Source organism: Arthrobacter sp. Ms25, assembly GCF_059090365.1.
This window is the reverse complement of the sequence record NZ_JBNHFP010000001.1, coordinates 84,315-99,842: the sequence shown is the minus strand read 5'-3', so window position 1 is coordinate 99,842 and position 15,528 is coordinate 84,315. Positions and strand designations below refer to the sequence as shown.

The following is a 15,528-nucleotide window of genomic DNA, read 5'->3' as shown; positions in this document are numbered from 1 at the left end:
TACGGCCAGTTTAGCCGGGCCCTTTAAGGCCCGTTTGCCACTAAGCAAAGTAAACGTCTCCTAGCTCTTTCACTGCGGCCCACGCCGCAAATGCCCTCATAGAGCGTACCTAGAGCAGTGGCAATGCAACGAACCGATTGGGCCCTCCGGCAGCGTGAGCTAGGTCCCGTAACCGTAGAAATACCGTTCGAAAACGGCCCGGGCGTGCCGGGTGGCCTTGAGGTAGTCCTCCTCCAGCTGCCCGCCTTCGCCTCCGCCGTAACCGCACCAGCGGGCCACGGCGTCCAGTTCCCGGCGCGAGGAGGGCAGCACATCGGGGTTCCGGCCGCCGCGGATGACGTTTGCGCTGCGGACCCGGCTGGCGAGCAGCCAGGCGTGGCGGAGGGTTTCGACGTCGACGGCGGGAAGCAGCCCTGCTGTCTCCACGGCGTCCAGGGCGGGAAGGGTCGCCGTGGTCCGCAGTTCCGGCACCCGGTGCGCGTGCTGCAGCTGCAGCAGCTGGACCAGCCATTCGACGTCGCTTAGGCTCCCGCGCCCGAGCTTGAGCTGGCGGGAGGGATCCGCGCCGCGGGGCAGCCGTTCGGCTTCCACGCGTGCCTTGATCCGGCGGATCTCCCGGACGTCCTTGGCCGTGACTTCCTCCGGGTAGCGCACCGGATCGATCAGGGCCATGAAATCCTCCGCGAGCGCGTCGCTGCCAGCCATTGGCCGCGCCCGCAGCAGGGCCTGCGACTCCCAGATCACGGACCAGCGTTCGTAGTAGCCGCGGTAGGACTCCAGGCTGCGCACCAGCGGTCCCTGCCTGCCTTCGGGGCGCAGGCCGGCGTCGAGCACCAGGGGCCGCTCGGCGCGGACGGCCGGTGTGCACGGCTGCTGCAGGTAGGTGGAGATGGAGGAGACAACCTTCTCCGCCTGCGCCTGGGCAGCGGCGGGGTCGGTGCCCGGAAGCGGCCGGTGCACATACATGACGTCCGCGTCGGAACCGTAGCCGATTTCCCGTCCACCCTGGCGGCCCATCGCGACCACCAGCAGATCGGTGAGCTTGTCGCTGCTGCCAAACACCTCGGTTTCGGCGACGTGCAGGGCGCCCAGCACCGCGGCGCGGTCTGCGTCCGCCAGCGCCCGGCCGACGTCCTGCTGGCTGAGCAGGCCCGCACTGTCGGCGATGGCAATGCGCAGCATCTCACGGCGCCGGATCAGCCGGATCAGCCGCATGGCTTCCTCGGGCCGGGGGTGGCGGGACATCTTGGACTGGATTTCCTGCCACTGCGTGTCGAAGGTCACCGGCACTAGGTCCTTGTCGGAGCCGAGCCAGGCAGTGGATTCAGGCGAGACCTCCAGCAGGTCGGTGATGAAGCGGCTGGAGGACAGGATGGAGCACAGCCGCTCCCCCGCTGCGGAAGAATCACGCAGCATGCCCAAATACCAGTGGGTATCCCCCAGGTTCTCGCTCAGCCGCCGGAAACCCAGCAGCCCGGCGTCGGGGTCCACGCCGTCGGCCAGCCATGCCAGCAGCACCGGGAGCAGCTGCCGCTGCAGCGCGGCACGCCGGCTCACGCCCACGGTGAGCGCCTCGATGTGGCGCATCGCCCCGCGGGGATCGACGTACCCGAGGGCCGCCAGCCGGGCCTGGGCGGCCTCGGGCGTCAGCCGGACCTCGTCCGCGCTGAGGTGCGCGGCGGTGCTGAGCAGCGGCCGGTAGAAGATGCTCTCGTGCAGCCGGCGCACCAGCCGCTTGGTGCGCTGCCACTGCTCCCGCAGCCGGTCGGCACTGGGACGCTCCGGCGAGAGGGAGCCGGCGCTGGACTTCGCGAGGGCCCGCAGTGCTGCCTCGTCCTCGGGCATGAGATGGGTCCGGCGCATGTGCACCATTTGGATCCGGTGTTCGAGCACGCGCAGGTAGCGGTAGGACTCGTCCAGTTCCCGCGCGTCGGTGCGTCCGATGTATCCGGCGTCGCTGAGGGCGGCGATCGCGGCGGTTGTGGCCTGCACCCGCAGGGACTCATCGATCCGCCCGTGCACCAGCTGCAGCAGTTGGACCGTGAATTCGACGTCGCGCAGTCCGCCGCTGCCCAGTTTCAGCTGGCGGGCTTCCTCGTGGGCCGGAATGTTGTTGGTGACCCTGCGGCGCATGGCCTGGACGGATTCGACGAATCCGTCCCGCTCGGAACTGGACCAGATTAACGGCGCAACGGCTTCCTCATAGCGCCGGCCCAGGTTCCGGTCCCCCGCCATTGCGCGGGCTTTCAGCAGCGCCTGGAACTCCCAGCTGTGCGCCCAGCGCCGGTAATAGTTCAGGTGGGAGTCAAGGGTGCGCACCAGCGGGCCGTCCTTGCCCTCGGGACGCAGGTTGGTGTCCACCTCCCAGAGCGGGGGTTCCTGCGCCGATGCATTGATGGCCCGGGAAATTCCGGCGGCCAGGGCCGTGCCGATGGCGGAGGCCCGCTCCTCCGGCAGCCCGGAGGCCTCGATCACGTAGATGACATCCACGTCGGAGATGTAGTTCAGCTCCCGTGCACCGGCCTTGCCCATCCCGATGACGGCAAGGCGGACGGCGGAAATCTCTTCGACCGGATAACTGGCCGCCAGCTCCGCACGGGAGACCGCGAGCGCCGCTTCCAGGGCCGCCCCGGCCAGGTCCGCGAGTTCCCGTCCGGCCGCGGGCAGGAAGTCGGTGGGCGAGGCGGCCCCAAGGTCCCGCACGGCGAGGTCCAGCAGGTGCCGGCGGTACCGGGAGCGCAGCGCCACATACGCCTCGGTGCCGGTGAGGCCTGCCACCGGCACGGTGCCGCTGCCGGCGTGGACCGCATCCAGCAGGGAGGCGCGCAGGGCGGCTTCGTCCGTGCTGGAGGGTTCGGCGCGCAGCGGACGGCGGAGCACGCCCACATCCCCGGGATGGCGCATCAGGAACTCGGCCAGGGCATCGGATGCCCCCAGCAGCCGGAACAGGCCTTCGCTGTGCTCAGGTCCCGAATTGACCAGGTCCACCAGCTCCGGGGCACGGCCGATCAGCCGTACCAGCGACTGGAGGGCCAGGTCCGGGTCCGCCGAGCAGGTGAACCCGGCGAACAGGGCGTCTTCGTCCACGCCCTCGAGTTCGCCGGCCGCGAGGAACCTGGTGCTTTTTTCCAGGTCGCGGAAACCTGCGGCGATCAGCCGCCGGGTTCGACTCATCGGTGCTCCTCTAGAGAATGCCCAGGTTCTTCTGCAGCTCGAACCGGGTCACCTGCTGGCGGTATTCGTTCCAGTCCGCGCGCTTGTTGCGCAGGAAGTTCTCGAACACCTGCTCCCCCAGGATGTCGGCGACCAGTTCGGATTCCTCCATAACGCGCACCGCGTCATGCAGCGACGCCGGCAGCGGGTCGTGGCCCATGGCGCGGCGTTCGGCTGCGCTGAGGCTTTCAATGTCGTCTTCGGCACCCGGCGGCAGCTCGTATCCCTCCTCGATGCCCTTCAGCCCGGCGCCCAGCAGCACCGCGTAGGACAGGTAGGGGTTGGCGGCGGAGTCGATGCCGCGGTATTCGATCCGGGCGGACTGTCCCTTGTTCGGCTTGTACAGCGGGACCCGCAGCAGCGCAGACCGGTTGTTGTGGCCCCAAGACAGGTAGCTGGGGGCTTCCCCGCCGCCCCACAGCCGCTTGTAGGAGTTCACGAACTGGTTGGTGACGGCGGTGAATTCCGGGGCGTGCCGCAGGATGCCCGCCATGAACTGGCGTGCCGTGGTGGAGAGCTGGAACTCGGCACCGGCCTGGAAAAAGGCGTTGCTGTCACCTTCGAAGAGGGAGAAGTGGGTGTGCATGCCGGACCCGGGATGGTGCGAGAACGGCTTGGGCATGAAGCTCGCGTAGCTGTTGGTCATCAGCGCGACTTCCTTGACCACGGTGCGGAAGGTCATGATGTTGTCCGCGGTCTGCAGGGCATCGGCATACCGCAGGTCGATTTCGTTCTGCCCGGGACCGGCCTCGTGGTGGCTGAACTCCACGGAGATGCCCACGGCCTCAAGCATGGAGACGGCCGTGCGGCGGAAGTCCTGGGCCACGCCGCCGGGAACGTGGTCGAAGTAGCCGGCCTGGTCCACGGGAACGGGCTGGCCGTCTTCCCCGAGTTCGTCCGATTTCAGCAGGTAGAACTCGATCTCGGGATGGGTGTAGCAGGTGAAGCCCATGTCCGCGGCTTTGGCCAGCTGGCGCTTGAGGACGTTGCGGGGATCGGCAGCGGAGGGCTGGCCGTCCGGGGTAAGGATGTCGCAGAACATCCGCGAGGTCTGCTCCTCGTCACCCCGCCACGGCAGGATCTGGAACGTGGAGGGATCCGGCTGGGCGAGCAGGTCGGATTCGAAGATCCGGGCCAGGCCCTCCACCGAGGAACCGTCGAAGCCCAGCCCTTCCTCGAAGGCGCCTTCGACTTCCGCCGGTGCCAGCGCCACGGATTTCAACTGGCCGACGACGTCGGTAAACCACAACCGCACAAACCGGACATCGCGCTCCTCGATGGTGCGCAGAACGAATTCCTGCTGGCGGTTCATCCTTACCTTCTTTCCTGTACACGGCACGCAGACATGTAAAACCTTCTTCACTCTACCTAGGTGCGCCGGGTTTGGTCGGCAGCGGGGTTGGATCCCGTAACACCCCGGCGGGACGTTCTTTAGTAGGCTCGAAGCATGACCAGTGCCGAACAGCCTTCCCCGTACGCCGCCGCCCCCGCGGACCCCTCCGTTTCCGGCGCACCGGTGCTGAAGAAAATCCGCATCTCCCATTTGCAGCAGCTCAAGGACAGCGGCGGCAGGTTCGCCATGCTCACCGCATATGACCAGTACGCCGCCGGCATCTTCGACGAAGCCGGCATCGAGGTCCTCCTGGTCGGCGACTCAGCAGCGAACAATGTGATGGGCCATGCCACCACGCTGCCGATCACCATGGACGAAATGATCGTCTTTGCCCGCTCCGTCACCGCCGGCGCCAGCCACTCGCTCGTGGTGTGCGACCTTCCCTTCGGCTCCTACGAAGTCTCGCCGGCCCAGGCCATCGAATCCTCGGTACGGCTCATGAAGGAAGGCCTGGTGCACGCGGTGAAGATGGAGGGCGGCCGGCACTACGTGGAGCACGTCCGTGCCATGACCGCCGCGGGCATTCCGGTGATGGCCCATGTGGGCTTCACGCCGCAGGCCGAGCATGCCCTCGGCGGCTACAAGGTCCAGGGCCGCGGCGAGGCGGGCGCGGCCGTGGTGCGGGACGCCGTCGCCCTCGCAGACGCGGGCGCGTTCTGCGTCCTCATGGAAATGGTGCCGGCCGATGTCGCCGCGGAGGTCGACGCCGCCGTGCGCGTGCCCACCATCGGCATCGGCGCCGGCAACGCCACCACCGGACAGGTGCTGGTCTGGCAGGACATGGCCGGGCTGCGCGGCGGGAAGCAGCCCCGTTTTGTCAAGGCCTTCGCGGACCTGCGCACCGAGCTCTCCCGCGCAGCCAAGGAGTACGCGGACGAGGTCCGCAGCGGTTCCTTCCCCGGCCCGGAACACAGCTTCTAGCGCCGCGGCGGACACTGGCCTGCCGCGCACCGCGGCAGGCAGCCGCTAGTCGTCCTCTTCGGCGTCCCAGGCCTTGTTCCGTGCCTGCACTTTCTGTAGGGCGAGTTCGGCCTCCTCGCGCGTGGGGTACGGCCCGAGCAGCTTGGTCCAGTCGGACTGCGGACCCTCCTCGACCTCGTGGGTCACTACGTTGAACCAGTAATCGGCCATGGGGCCCTCCTGTTGATATCGGGTATGCCGGCGCCGTGCCTGCCGGCGCGTCCCGCCACCGGGTGCGCTGGCGATAAGATCGATGGTATGCCCCAGAAACTTGACACTGCACCTGCCGGCAACCTGACACCGGGAAGCATCAGCCCCCGGCTGCCGGTGCCGGCGTCGATTCCCCGGCCCGAGTATGTGGATCGGGAAGCGCCTGCGCCCTTCACCGGGTCCGAGGTCAAGTCCCCGGAAACCATCGAGAAGATCCGCGTCGCCAGCAAGGTGGCAGCACAGGCGATCGTTGAGGTCGGCCGCCACATTGTCCCCGGCGTCACCACGGATGAGCTGGACCGGATAGGGCACGAGTTCCTCCTGGACCACCACGCCTACCCCTCCACCCTGGGCTACCGCGGTTTCCCCAAGTCCCTGTGCTCCTCGGTCAACGAGGTCATCTGCCACGGGATCCCGGACACCACCGTGCTCCAGGACGGGGACATCGTCAATATCGACATCACCGCCTACATGAACGGCGTCCACGGCGATACCAACTGGACATTCCTGGTTGGCGACGTGGACGAGGAGTCCCGGCTGCTGGTGGAACGGACGCAGGAATCCCTGCGCCGGGCCATCAAAGCCGTGGCGCCGGGCCGCGAGATCAACGTCATCGGCCGCACCATCGAGTCCTACGCGAAGCGTTTCGGTTACGGTGTTGTCCGCGACTTCACCGGCCACGGTGTCGGTGAAGCCTTCCATACCGGCCTGATCATTCCGCATTACGACGCCGCGCCCGCGTACAGCAGGCTGATTGAACCGGGAATGGTGTTTACGATTGAACCCATGCTCACTCTCGGCACCATTGAGTGGGACATGTGGGATGACAACTGGACAGTCCTCACCAAGGACCGCAAACGGACCGCGCAGTTCGAGCACACACTGCTCGTCACTGATGACGGTGCGGAAGTTCTGACTCTTCCCTGATCCGCCGACCCGAGCTCAGAACAACTACTGGAGAACCATGGCCAAGAAGCATAAGTCCGACAAGCACGTCGACGCCGTCATCGGAATTGATATCGGAGGCACTGGCATCAAGGGCGGCATTGTCGACCTGGCCAAGGGCAAGCTGATTGGCGACCGTTTCCGCATCCCCACGCCGCAGCCGGCCACCCCCGAAGCCGTAGCAGGCGTGGTGGGCCAGATCGTGGCCGAACTGTCCTCCCGCCCGAACGGCCCCGGACCCGAGGTTCCCGTCGGCGTCACCTTCCCGGCCATCATCTCCCACGGCATTGCCCGCTCCGCTGCCAACGTGGACAAGAGCTGGATCGATACCGACGTCGATACGTTGCTCACCAAGGCCCTGGGCCGCGACGTCCAGGTCATGAACGACGCCGACGCCGCCGGCCTGGCGGAGGCACGCTACGGCGCCGGCCGCGAGGTGGACGGCACCGTCCTGGTGATCACCCTGGGCACCGGCATCGGCTCGGCCCTGATCTACAAGGGCATGCTGATTCCCAACGCCGAACTCGGCCACCTGGAGATCGACGGGCACGACGCCGAGACCAAGGCCTCAGCTTCCGCCCGGGAACGCGACGGAATCAGCTGGGAAGAGTACTCCCAGCGGCTGCAGCGCTACTTCTCGCACGTGGAGTTCCTCTTCTCCCCCGATCTGTTCGTGATCGGCGGCGGCATCTCCAAGCGCAGCGAGGACTTCCTGCCGATGCTTGACCTGCGGACCCCGATGGTCACCGCCAACCTGAAGAACAACGCCGGAATTGTCGGCGCTGCCCTCCAGGCGGCCCTGCACTTCAAGTACATCAAGTAGGGCGACACAGAAAAAGCGGCGGAAGGGTGTTCCTTCCGCCGCTTTTTCAGTGCCTGGTCCATCTAGTGCCTGGTCACCTAGTGCCCGGATCAGCTACTGCGCGGTGAGCGGGCGCTGGGCACCGGAGGGTACCCGTCCGGAGGTTTCCCGGGCCTCGGTCCTCAGCTTCTCAATGGCGGTCTCGAAGTCCTCGAGTGAGTCAAAGGACTGATAGACGCTGGCAAAACGCAGGTACGCCACCTGGTCCAGCTTCTGCAACGGCGTGAGGATGGCCAGCCCCACCTCGTGGGCGTCGATCTCCGCCACTCCGCTGGCCCTGATGGACTCCTCCACTTCCTGGGCCAGCATGGCGAGGTCGTCCTCGCTTACGGGCCGTCCCTGGCAGGCTTTACGTACGCCGTTGATCACCTTGCTGCGGCTGAACGGTTCGCCCACCCCGGAACGCTTGATCACACTCAGGCTGGTGGTTTCCACGGTCGAGAAGCGGCGGCCGCACTGCGGGCACTGCCTGCGCCGGCGGATGGCCGAACCGTCGTCGGCCAGGCGGCTGTCCACGACGCGGGAATCAGCGTTGCGGCAAAACGGACAGTACATATCCCGTCCTTTCGCGAAGGGGCCTTATGGTGCTCTCACTATAGGGCCCGCGCGGCCGCATCACCAAGCGGGTAACCACTACATGTAGTAGCTGCCGAACTACATGTGGGCGATGTCGGGCACCGGCCGCCCGCTTACTCGAAACGGATGCTGACGGCGTCCCCGTGGGCGGGCAGATCCTCCGCCCGGGAAAGCGCCACAATATCGGCGCTGACCTCCTGCAGTGCGTCCCGGTTGTAGTTGACCACCTGGATGGCCCGCATAAAGGTGGTCGTGTTCAGGCCGGAGGAGAAAGCCGCTGTTCCGCCGGTGGGCAGCACGTGGTTGGAGCCTGCGCAGTAGTCGCCCAGGCTGACGGGACTGTAGTTTCCCACGAAAATGGCGCCCGCACTGCGTATCCGTGCCGCCACGGCCTCGGCATCCGCCGTCTGGATTTCCAGGTGCTCGGCGGCGTAGGCGTCGCAGACGGCAATGCCCTGTTCCAGCCCGTCCACGAGGATTACGCCGGACTGGGGGCCGGAGAGTGCGGTGCGCACACGTTCGCTGTGCTTGGTCTCCCGGACCTGGCGCTCCAGTTCCTCCCGGACCCCGGCCGCCAGCTGTTCCGACGCAGTAACCAGGACGGAGCCGGCATTCGGATCGTGCTCGGCCTGGCTCACCAGGTCCGCCGCCACCAGGCGCGCATCGGCGGTGTCATCGGCCAGGACCATGATCTCGGTGGGACCGGCTTCGGAGTCGATGCCCACCACGCCCTTGACCAGCCGCTTTGCGGTCGCCACGAACACGTTGCCGGGACCGGTTACCACGTCCACCGGCAGGATGGCGGAGTTGCTGCCGTCCGCCTGCACACCGTAGGCAAACGCCGCAATGGCCTGGGCCCCGCCCACGGCGTACACCTCGTCGATGCCCAGCAGCTTCGCGGCGGCCAGGATGGTGGGGTGGGGCAGGCCCCCGAATTCCTTCTGGGGCGGCGAGGCCAGGGCCAGGGATCCGACGCCGGCAGCCTGGGCCGGCACCACGTTCATGACCACCGAGGACGGATACACAGCCAGGCCGCCCGGGACATACAGTCCTACGCGGGCGACGGGCATCCATTTGTGCGTCAGGACGGCACCGGGACGGATCTCCACCTCGGTGTCGGCGGGACGCTGGGCCGCGGCGAAAACGCGGGTCCGTTCAATGGCGGTTTCCAGCGCTGCCCGCACCGCAGGATCCAGCTGTTCGAGGGCCGAGTCCAGGGCTTCCTGCGGCACTTTCACCTGCTGCTGCTCGACGCCGTCGAACCGCTGCGCCAGATCCGTGAGGGCCGTGAACCCGCGGGTACGCACGTCCGTGATGATGGCCGAGACGGCGTCGGAGGCGGCGTCGAATGTGGTCTCCGCACGCGGCATGGCACCTTTCAGCCCGGCGGGACTGAGATGCTGCCCGCGCAGGTCGATGGTGCGGAAGGATTCAAAGGCTGCTTCGGGGCTGGGTGAACTCACGTCCCCCAGTCTACCCACGCACCCTTCGGGCGTTCACGTGGCGTAGGTACGTTACGGCCGCTGACGGGGCCTGGGCCGGGTGAAGTTCTGCCACGTAATGGCTGCGAGGTTCAACTGGGCCGGGCGGCCGTCTCCTCCGGCAATCTGCTCATTCAACCGCCCGTCGTATACCGCCAGCAGCAACCGGGCCAGCTCCGCGGCGTCGACCGTGAATTCCGCGTCCTGCGCATCGGCCACCCGGAGCAGGGCGCCGGTCACGGCCTCCGAGAGAACAGCCCGCTGCTCGGCGACAACGGTGCGCACGCGCTCGGATCTTCTGGCGGCCAGCAGCAGCTCCAGCCGCACTGCATGCCACACGGTGTCGGACGTGAAATCCGCCATGCCTTCGAGGATGTTCTCGATGACGGATGTGGGTTCCAGTTCGCCGGGACGAAGCCATTGGTCCAGCTGCCGGGTGAGCCGTTCAGCCAATTGCCGGGCATGGTCTTCGTACATGGCCAGCGCCAGGTCGGTCTTTGAGGCGAAGTTGCTGTAAAAGGCGCCCCGGGTGAAGCCCGCCGCGGTGCACAGCTCCTCGACGCTGGCACCCTCGAGGCCCCGCTCCGCAAAGACCGCAGCGGAGGTGGCCAGCAGCCGGCTCCTCGTTGCCGACCTCGACCTCTTGGCGGGTTCGGCGTCAACGGGCTCCATGGTGGTCCTCTTTCCTGCAGTGCACACCTTCACGATACATGGGTGTATCGTCGTGGGAGTCAATACACTAGTGTATCCAAATCGTCCGCTAAAGGATTGCCCGCATGTCCACGTCCACACCAGCGCGTTCCCGCCATGCCGCACGTCCGGAGGGCAGACCCCCGGTCTCCCCGTACCGGTCCCCCGTGTTCTGGCTGCTTCCCATGCTGGTCGTTGTCCTCCTCGCGGGCGTCGGCACCGGCCTCTATATGGGCGGGCTCGCCAATCCGACGGCATATCTGAAGGACTTCCCGGTTGCGGTGGTTAACGAGGATGCCGGCACGGACGCGGCTACCGATGGAGCAGCTCCGCGGAATCTGGGCCAGGAGATCGTGGACGGTTTTGCGGACCGGGCTGCGGAAGGAGGCAGACTGGACCTGCGGGTCCTCTCCTGGGTGGACGCCCGTAAGCAGCTCGACAACGGGGAGGTCTACGCTGCAGTGGTCATCCCCGAGACGTTCTCCGCGGATGCCGCGTCACTGGTCTCCGGAGCACTGACCGGCGAGCCCGCAGCCCGCCCCGACGTCACCGTTTACACGGACCCCAAGGCCGGCGCCCTGGCTGCCCGCCTGGCGACCGGCATCATCGAACCCGGGTTGAAGGAAGCCAGCACTTCCATGGGGGAACAGCTCAGCAGCGCCGCGAAGGATGCCGAAGTCCAGGCGCGGGCCCTCGTGGAACAGCAACTGGCGGCAAGCCAGGCTGACCAGGCCCGCCGGACACTGGAAGCAGCCACTCAGGCAGGCCCGGCCACCGAAGCCTTTGCACGGGACCTCACCAGGCAGCAGGCCGGAACGCCGGCCCGGCTGGCGGAGACGCTGGCACCCGCAGTCAGCGCTTCCTCCGCCCTGCTGCTGCAGGATCCGGTGCACATCACCCCAGCCGCCTATCACGAGGTGGAGGAAGGAACGGCCCTGGGAATGGGTTCGTTCTACTACGCCATCCTGCTCCTGGTCCTGGGGCTGACCGGTTCCATTGGCGTCAATCTCCTGGTTGACGGACGGCTGGGAATCATCCCCCTGGAAATAGGGCCGCGGTTCCTTCGGGCACGGCGGACCACACCCTCCCGCTGGATGACCCTGCTGGTCAAGTGGGGAATCTTTGTTACTGCAGCCGCACCTGCGGCAGCGGTGGTGATGTGGGTGGCCTCCGCAGCCGATGTTCCCCTGCCCAACGGGGGCACCCTGTTCCTGGTCAGCTGGCTCGCCATGGCTGCGGTATCGGCAGCCGTGTTCGCCCTGCTGACCCTCTTTGGCAATGCGGGTCTGCTGGTATCCATGATCTACCTGGTGCTGATGGGCCTTCCCTCGTCCGGAGCAGTGGTACCGGTGGAGGCACTGCCGGGATTCTTCCGGACCATCGCCCCCTGGGAGCCCCTGCACCACATTGCCACAGCGGTCCGCGGCATCCTGTACTTCGGGTCGGGGAACACTACCGGGGTGGGCGCCGATGTCCTCGCCCTGGCCATCATCCTGGCGGTCTCGCTGCTTGCCGGCATCCTGACGGGTGCAGCCTATGACCGGTTCTTCGGCCGGCGCGGGGCCGGGGCACCCGGCGAGGCACCGGCCTGACCCGGCCCCGCCCTAGGCGTCGAGGCAGGCCGGGCCGAGCAGCACCTTCAGGTCGCCGAACAGCGACGGCGTGGGGTTCACCCGCATGTCCACGCCCAGCTTCATGACTTCCACGGTGCGGGATCCGTTCAACCGGATCTGCACCTCGGAGGTACCCGGGTGGGTGCGGAGCACATCGCCCAGCTGGGAGACCACCGTTTCCGTGGCCTTGTACGTGGCCATGGAAATCACCACCGGGCCGGAGTGGCCCTCGCTGAGGTCCGGCACGGTGAGTTCCTGCGCGTTCAGGGTGACGGCGCCGTCGTCGCGCCGCTGCAGCCGGCCGCGGACCACCACGATCAGGTCCTCGGCGAGCACGGCGGCGATGGGGCCGTAGACCTGCCCGAAGAACATCACTTCCATGGACCCGGCGAGGTCCTCGATCTCACAGCGGGCATAGGCATTGCCGCTGTTCTTCGCGATCCGGCGCTGCAGCGAGGTGATCATGCCCGCGATGGTGACGATCGCGCCGTCGGGCGGGCCCTCCTCCCCCACGATGTTGGTAATGCTGGAATCAGCGTGCTGGCTGAGGATGCCTTCCAGGCCCTGCAGCGGGTGGTCCGAAACGTAGAGGCCGAGCATGTCGCGTTCGAAGGACAGCTTGTCCTTCTTTTCCCATTCCGGGAGGTCCGGGATGTCGATGCTGATCGAATCCTCCGGTTCCTGGTCCGAGATGGCGGCAAAGAGGTCGAACTGCCCCACGGCCTCGTTGCGTTTGAGCACCACCACGGAGTCGATGGCTTCTTCGTGGATCATCGCCAGCGGCCGCCGGGCATGGCCCATCGAGTCGAAGGCGCCGGCCTTGATCAGGGACTCGATGGTGCGCTTGTTGCAGACCACCGCCGGGACCTTCATCAGGAAGTCCTTGAAGTTGGTGTAGGCGCCCTTCTCCTCACGGGCCGCCACCATGGCCTGGACCACGTTGGCGCCGACGTTGCGGATGGCGCCCATCCCGAACCGGATGTCCTTGCCCACAGGGGTGAAGTTCACCGAGGATTCGTTCACGTCCGGCGGCAGCACCGTAATGCCCATCTTGCGGCACTCGTTCAGGTACAGAGCCAGCTTGTCCTTGTCGTCGCCCACGGACGTGAGCAGGGCCGCCATGTATTCGGACGGGTAATGCGCCTTGAGGTACGCGGTCCAGTAGGACACCAGCCCGTACGCGGCGGAGTGGGCTTTGTTGAAGGCGTAGTCGGAGAACGGGAGCAGGATGTCCCAGAGGGCCTTGATGGCGGCCTCGGAGTAGCCGCGGTCCACCATGCCCTGGTGGAAGCCGGCGTACTGCTTGTCCAGCTCGGACTTCTTCTTCTTACCCATGGCTCGGCGGAGGATGTCTGCCTGGCCGAGCGAGAAGCCTGCTACCTTCTGGGCAATGGCCATAACCTGCTCCTGATACACGATCAGGCCGTAGGTGGTATCCAGGATTTCCCGCAGCGGTTCTTCCAGCTCCGGATGGATGGGCGTGATTTCCTGCACGCCGGTCTTACGCAGGGCGTAGTTGGTGTGCGAGTTCGCACCCATGGGGCCCGGACGGTAAAGCGCGATGACGGCGGAAATGTCTTCGAAGTTATCCGGGCGCATCAGCTTCAGCAGGGACCGCATGGGCCCGCCGTCGAGCTGGAACACGCCGAGGGTGTCGCCGCTGGCCAGCAGGTCGTAGGAGCCCTTGTCGTCCAGCTCCAGCTTCTCCAGGTCGAGGTCTATGTCCTGGTTGAGCTTGATGTTCTCAATGGCGTCGGAAATGATCGTCAGGTTTCGAAGCCCGAGGAAGTCCATCTTGATCAGGCCGAGGCCTTCACAGGTCGGGTAATCGAACTGGGTGATCACCTGGCCGTCCTGCTCGCGCTTCATGATCGGGATGATGTCGATCAGCGGATCCGAGGACATGATGACGCCGGCGGCGTGGACGCCCCACTGGCGCTTCAGCCCCTCCAGGCCCAGCGCGGTGTCGAAGACCCGCTGCGAATCGGGGTCGCTCTTGAGCAGTTCGCGCAGCTCGTCGGCTTCGCCGTAGCGCTTGGCGTCCTTGTTGTGCACGTCCTGCAGGGACAGGCCCTTGCCCATGACGTCCGGCGGCATGGCCTTGGTCAGCCGCTCGCCCACGGAGAACGGGTAGCCCATCACGCGGGAGGAGTCCTTCAGCGCCTGCTTGGCCTTGATGGTGCCGTAGGTGACGATCATGGACACACGGTCTGCGCCGTACTTTTCGGTGACGTAGTGGATCACCTCGGAGCGGCGCCGATCATCGAAGTCGACGTCGAAGTCAGGCATGGAGACGCGGTCCGGGTTCAGGAAGCGTTCGAAGATCAGCCCGTGCTTGAGCGGGTTCAGGTCGGTGATGCGCATGGCGTAGGCCACCATGGACCCGGCACCGGAACCACGGCCCGGACCCACCCGGATGCCGTTGTTCTTGGCCCAGTTGATGAAGTCGGCAACCACCAGGAAGTAACCCGGGAAGCCCATCTGGGTGATGATGCCGATCTCGTACTCGGCCTGCTTGCGGACATCGTCGGGGATGCCGCCGGGGAACCGGTAGTGCAGTCCGGTCTCCACTTCCTTGATGAACCAGGATTCCTCGTTTTCCCCGGGCGGGCAGGGGAAGCGGGGCATGTAGCTGGCTTTGGTGTTGAATTCGACGTCGCACCGCTCGGCAATGAGCAGGGTGTTGTCGCAGGCGTCCGGGTGGTCACGGAAGATGGCGCGCATCTCGTCCGGGGACTTGAGGTAGAACTCGTCGGCGTCGAACTTGAAGCGCTTGGGGTCCGCCAGCGAGGATCCGGACTGCACGCACAGCAGTGCCGCGTGCGCGGAGGCATCCTCGGCGTGGGTGTAGTGCAGGTCGTTGGTGGCGACCAGGGGCAGCTTCAGTTCACGGGCCAGCTTGATGAGGTCCGCCTGGACGTTGCGCTCAATGTCCAGGCCGTGGTCCATCAGTTCGCAGAAGAAGTTTTCCGCCCCGAAAATGTCGCGGAAGTCCGAGGCCGCCTGCACGGCCTCATTGTAGAGGCCGAGGCGCAGCTTGGTCTGGACTTCGCCGGAGGGGCAACCGGTGGTGGCAATCAAGCCCTTGCCGTAGGTCTGCAGCAGGTCCCGGTCCATGCGCGGCTTGTAGAGGTAGCCCTCGAGGGAGGCCAGCGAGGACATGCGGAAGAGGTTGTGCATGCCTTCGGTGTTCTCCGCCCACATGGTCATGTGGGTGTAGGCACCGGCACCGGAAACGTCGTTCCGACCGCCGTCACCCCACTTGACGCGGGTCTTGTCCCTGCGTGCCGTGCCGGGGGTGAGGTAGGCCTCGACGCCGATGATCGGCTTGATCCCGGAGTTGCGGGCCTTGTTCCAGAAGTCAAAGGCACCGAACACAAAGCCGTGGTCGGTGGTTGCCAGGGCATTCATGCCCAGCTCGTCGGCGTGGCTGAACAGATCCGTCAGCCGGGCAGCCCCGTCGAGCATCGAATATTCGGTGTGGTTGTGAAGATGGACAAACGATTTCGACGTACTAGTTGCTGATGCCACCTGTACATTCTAGGCCCCGGCGCACGGCGCGTCGGACGCCGCCGCGCCGGGCCG

At 66.4% G+C, this 15,528-nt stretch carries 11 protein-coding genes; 4 read left to right on the top strand and 7 right to left on the bottom strand.

Going from position 1 to position 15,528, the window contains the following annotated elements:
- Positions 1-159 precede the first annotated feature (159 nt).
- On the bottom strand, positions 160-3,174 hold the full coding sequence (locus AC5RT8_RS00440) for a bifunctional [glutamine synthetase] adenylyltransferase/[glutamine synthetase]-adenylyl-L-tyrosine phosphorylase (RefSeq protein ID WP_494093742.1): 3,015 nt from the start codon (positions 3,172-3,174) through the stop codon (positions 160-162).
- Between the two features lie 10 nt (positions 3,175-3,184).
- Positions 3,185-4,525 (bottom strand): glutamine synthetase family protein, encoded by a 1,341-nt coding sequence (locus tag AC5RT8_RS00435; protein ID WP_494093741.1) that lies wholly within the window; start codon positions 4,523-4,525, stop codon positions 3,185-3,187.
- 135 nt (positions 4,526-4,660) lie between these two features.
- Between AC5RT8_RS00435 and panB the strand changes: the two genes are divergently transcribed.
- Complete coding sequence (gene panB, locus AC5RT8_RS00430; protein ID WP_494093740.1) at positions 4,661-5,527, top strand: 3-methyl-2-oxobutanoate hydroxymethyltransferase; 867 nt, start codon at positions 4,661-4,663, stop codon at positions 5,525-5,527.
- A 45-nt stretch (positions 5,528-5,572) separates the two neighbouring features.
- On the opposite strand, the gene AC5RT8_RS00425 is transcribed toward panB, so the two are convergent.
- A complete protein-coding gene (locus tag AC5RT8_RS00425) occupies positions 5,573-5,737 on the bottom strand; it encodes an SPOR domain-containing protein (protein WP_494093739.1) in 165 nt (54 codons plus the stop codon).
- A gap of 87 nt (positions 5,738-5,824) precedes the next feature.
- Between AC5RT8_RS00425 and map the strand changes: the two genes are divergently transcribed.
- Together map and ppgK are read left to right on the top strand one after the other, a co-directional pair.
- Positions 5,825-6,703, top strand: a complete 879-nt coding sequence (gene map / locus AC5RT8_RS00420) for a type I methionyl aminopeptidase (protein ID WP_494093738.1) — start codon at positions 5,825-5,827, stop codon at positions 6,701-6,703.
- Positions 6,704-6,740: 37 nt separating this feature from the next.
- The gene (ppgK, locus tag AC5RT8_RS00415; RefSeq protein ID WP_494093737.1) at positions 6,741-7,544 is read left to right on the top strand and encodes a polyphosphate--glucose phosphotransferase; all 804 of its coding nucleotides are present in this window, start codon (positions 6,741-6,743) and stop codon (positions 7,542-7,544) included.
- A gap of 93 nt (positions 7,545-7,637) precedes the next feature.
- Here the strand turns inward: ppgK and nrdR are convergent, their stop codons facing one another.
- The 3 genes from nrdR to AC5RT8_RS00400 form a co-directional block, all read right to left on the bottom strand.
- On the bottom strand, positions 7,638-8,138 hold the full coding sequence (nrdR, locus tag AC5RT8_RS00410) for a transcriptional regulator NrdR (protein ID WP_494093736.1): 501 nt from the start codon (positions 8,136-8,138) through the stop codon (positions 7,638-7,640).
- A gap of 134 nt (positions 8,139-8,272) precedes the next feature.
- Positions 8,273-9,622: a histidinol dehydrogenase gene (gene hisD, locus AC5RT8_RS00405; RefSeq protein WP_494093735.1), complete on the bottom strand. Its 1,350-nt coding sequence runs from the start codon at positions 9,620-9,622 to the stop codon at positions 8,273-8,275.
- A 51-nt stretch (positions 9,623-9,673) separates the two neighbouring features.
- Positions 9,674-10,312 carry a TetR/AcrR family transcriptional regulator gene (locus AC5RT8_RS00400; protein ID WP_494093734.1) on the bottom strand — a complete coding sequence of 213 codons (639 nt, stop codon included), beginning with the start codon at positions 10,310-10,312 and terminating at the stop codon, positions 9,674-9,676.
- Between the two features lie 104 nt (positions 10,313-10,416).
- On the opposite strand from AC5RT8_RS00400, the gene AC5RT8_RS00395 reads away from it, so the two are divergent.
- The gene (locus AC5RT8_RS00395; RefSeq protein WP_494093733.1) at positions 10,417-11,922 is read left to right on the top strand and encodes a YhgE/Pip domain-containing protein; all 1,506 of its coding nucleotides are present in this window, start codon (positions 10,417-10,419) and stop codon (positions 11,920-11,922) included.
- 12 nt (positions 11,923-11,934) lie between these two features.
- On the opposite strand, the gene dnaE is transcribed toward AC5RT8_RS00395, so the two are convergent.
- On the bottom strand, positions 11,935-15,474 hold the full coding sequence (dnaE, locus tag AC5RT8_RS00390) for a DNA polymerase III subunit alpha (RefSeq protein WP_494093732.1): 3,540 nt from the start codon (positions 15,472-15,474) through the stop codon (positions 11,935-11,937).
- Between the last annotated feature and the right edge of the window lie 54 nt (positions 15,475-15,528).

Excerpts from the sequence above, each read along its gene's own strand:
- AC5RT8_RS00425 (WP_494093739.1), bottom strand. The coding sequence starts at position 5,737 with ATGGCCGATTACTGGTTCAACGTAGTGACCCACGAGGTCGAGGAGGGT.
- AC5RT8_RS00395 (WP_494093733.1), top strand. The coding sequence starts at position 10,417 with ATGTCCACGTCCACACCAGCGCGTTCCCGCCATGCCGCACGTCCGGAG.
- AC5RT8_RS00400 (WP_494093734.1), bottom strand. The coding sequence starts at position 10,312 with ATGGAGCCCGTTGACGCCGAACCCGCCAAGAGGTCGAGGTCGGCAACG.
- AC5RT8_RS00435 (WP_494093741.1), bottom strand. The coding sequence starts at position 4,525 with ATGAACCGCCAGCAGGAATTCGTTCTGCGCACCATCGAGGAGCGCGAT.
- panB (WP_494093740.1), top strand. The coding sequence starts at position 4,661 with ATGACCAGTGCCGAACAGCCTTCCCCGTACGCCGCCGCCCCCGCGGAC.
- map (WP_494093738.1), top strand. The coding sequence starts at position 5,825 with ATGCCCCAGAAACTTGACACTGCACCTGCCGGCAACCTGACACCGGGA.
- nrdR (WP_494093736.1), bottom strand. The coding sequence starts at position 8,138 with ATGTACTGTCCGTTTTGCCGCAACGCTGATTCCCGCGTCGTGGACAGC.
- AC5RT8_RS00440 (WP_494093742.1), bottom strand. The coding sequence starts at position 3,174 with ATGAGTCGAACCCGGCGGCTGATCGCCGCAGGTTTCCGCGACCTGGAA.
- ppgK (WP_494093737.1), top strand. The coding sequence starts at position 6,741 with ATGGCCAAGAAGCATAAGTCCGACAAGCACGTCGACGCCGTCATCGGA.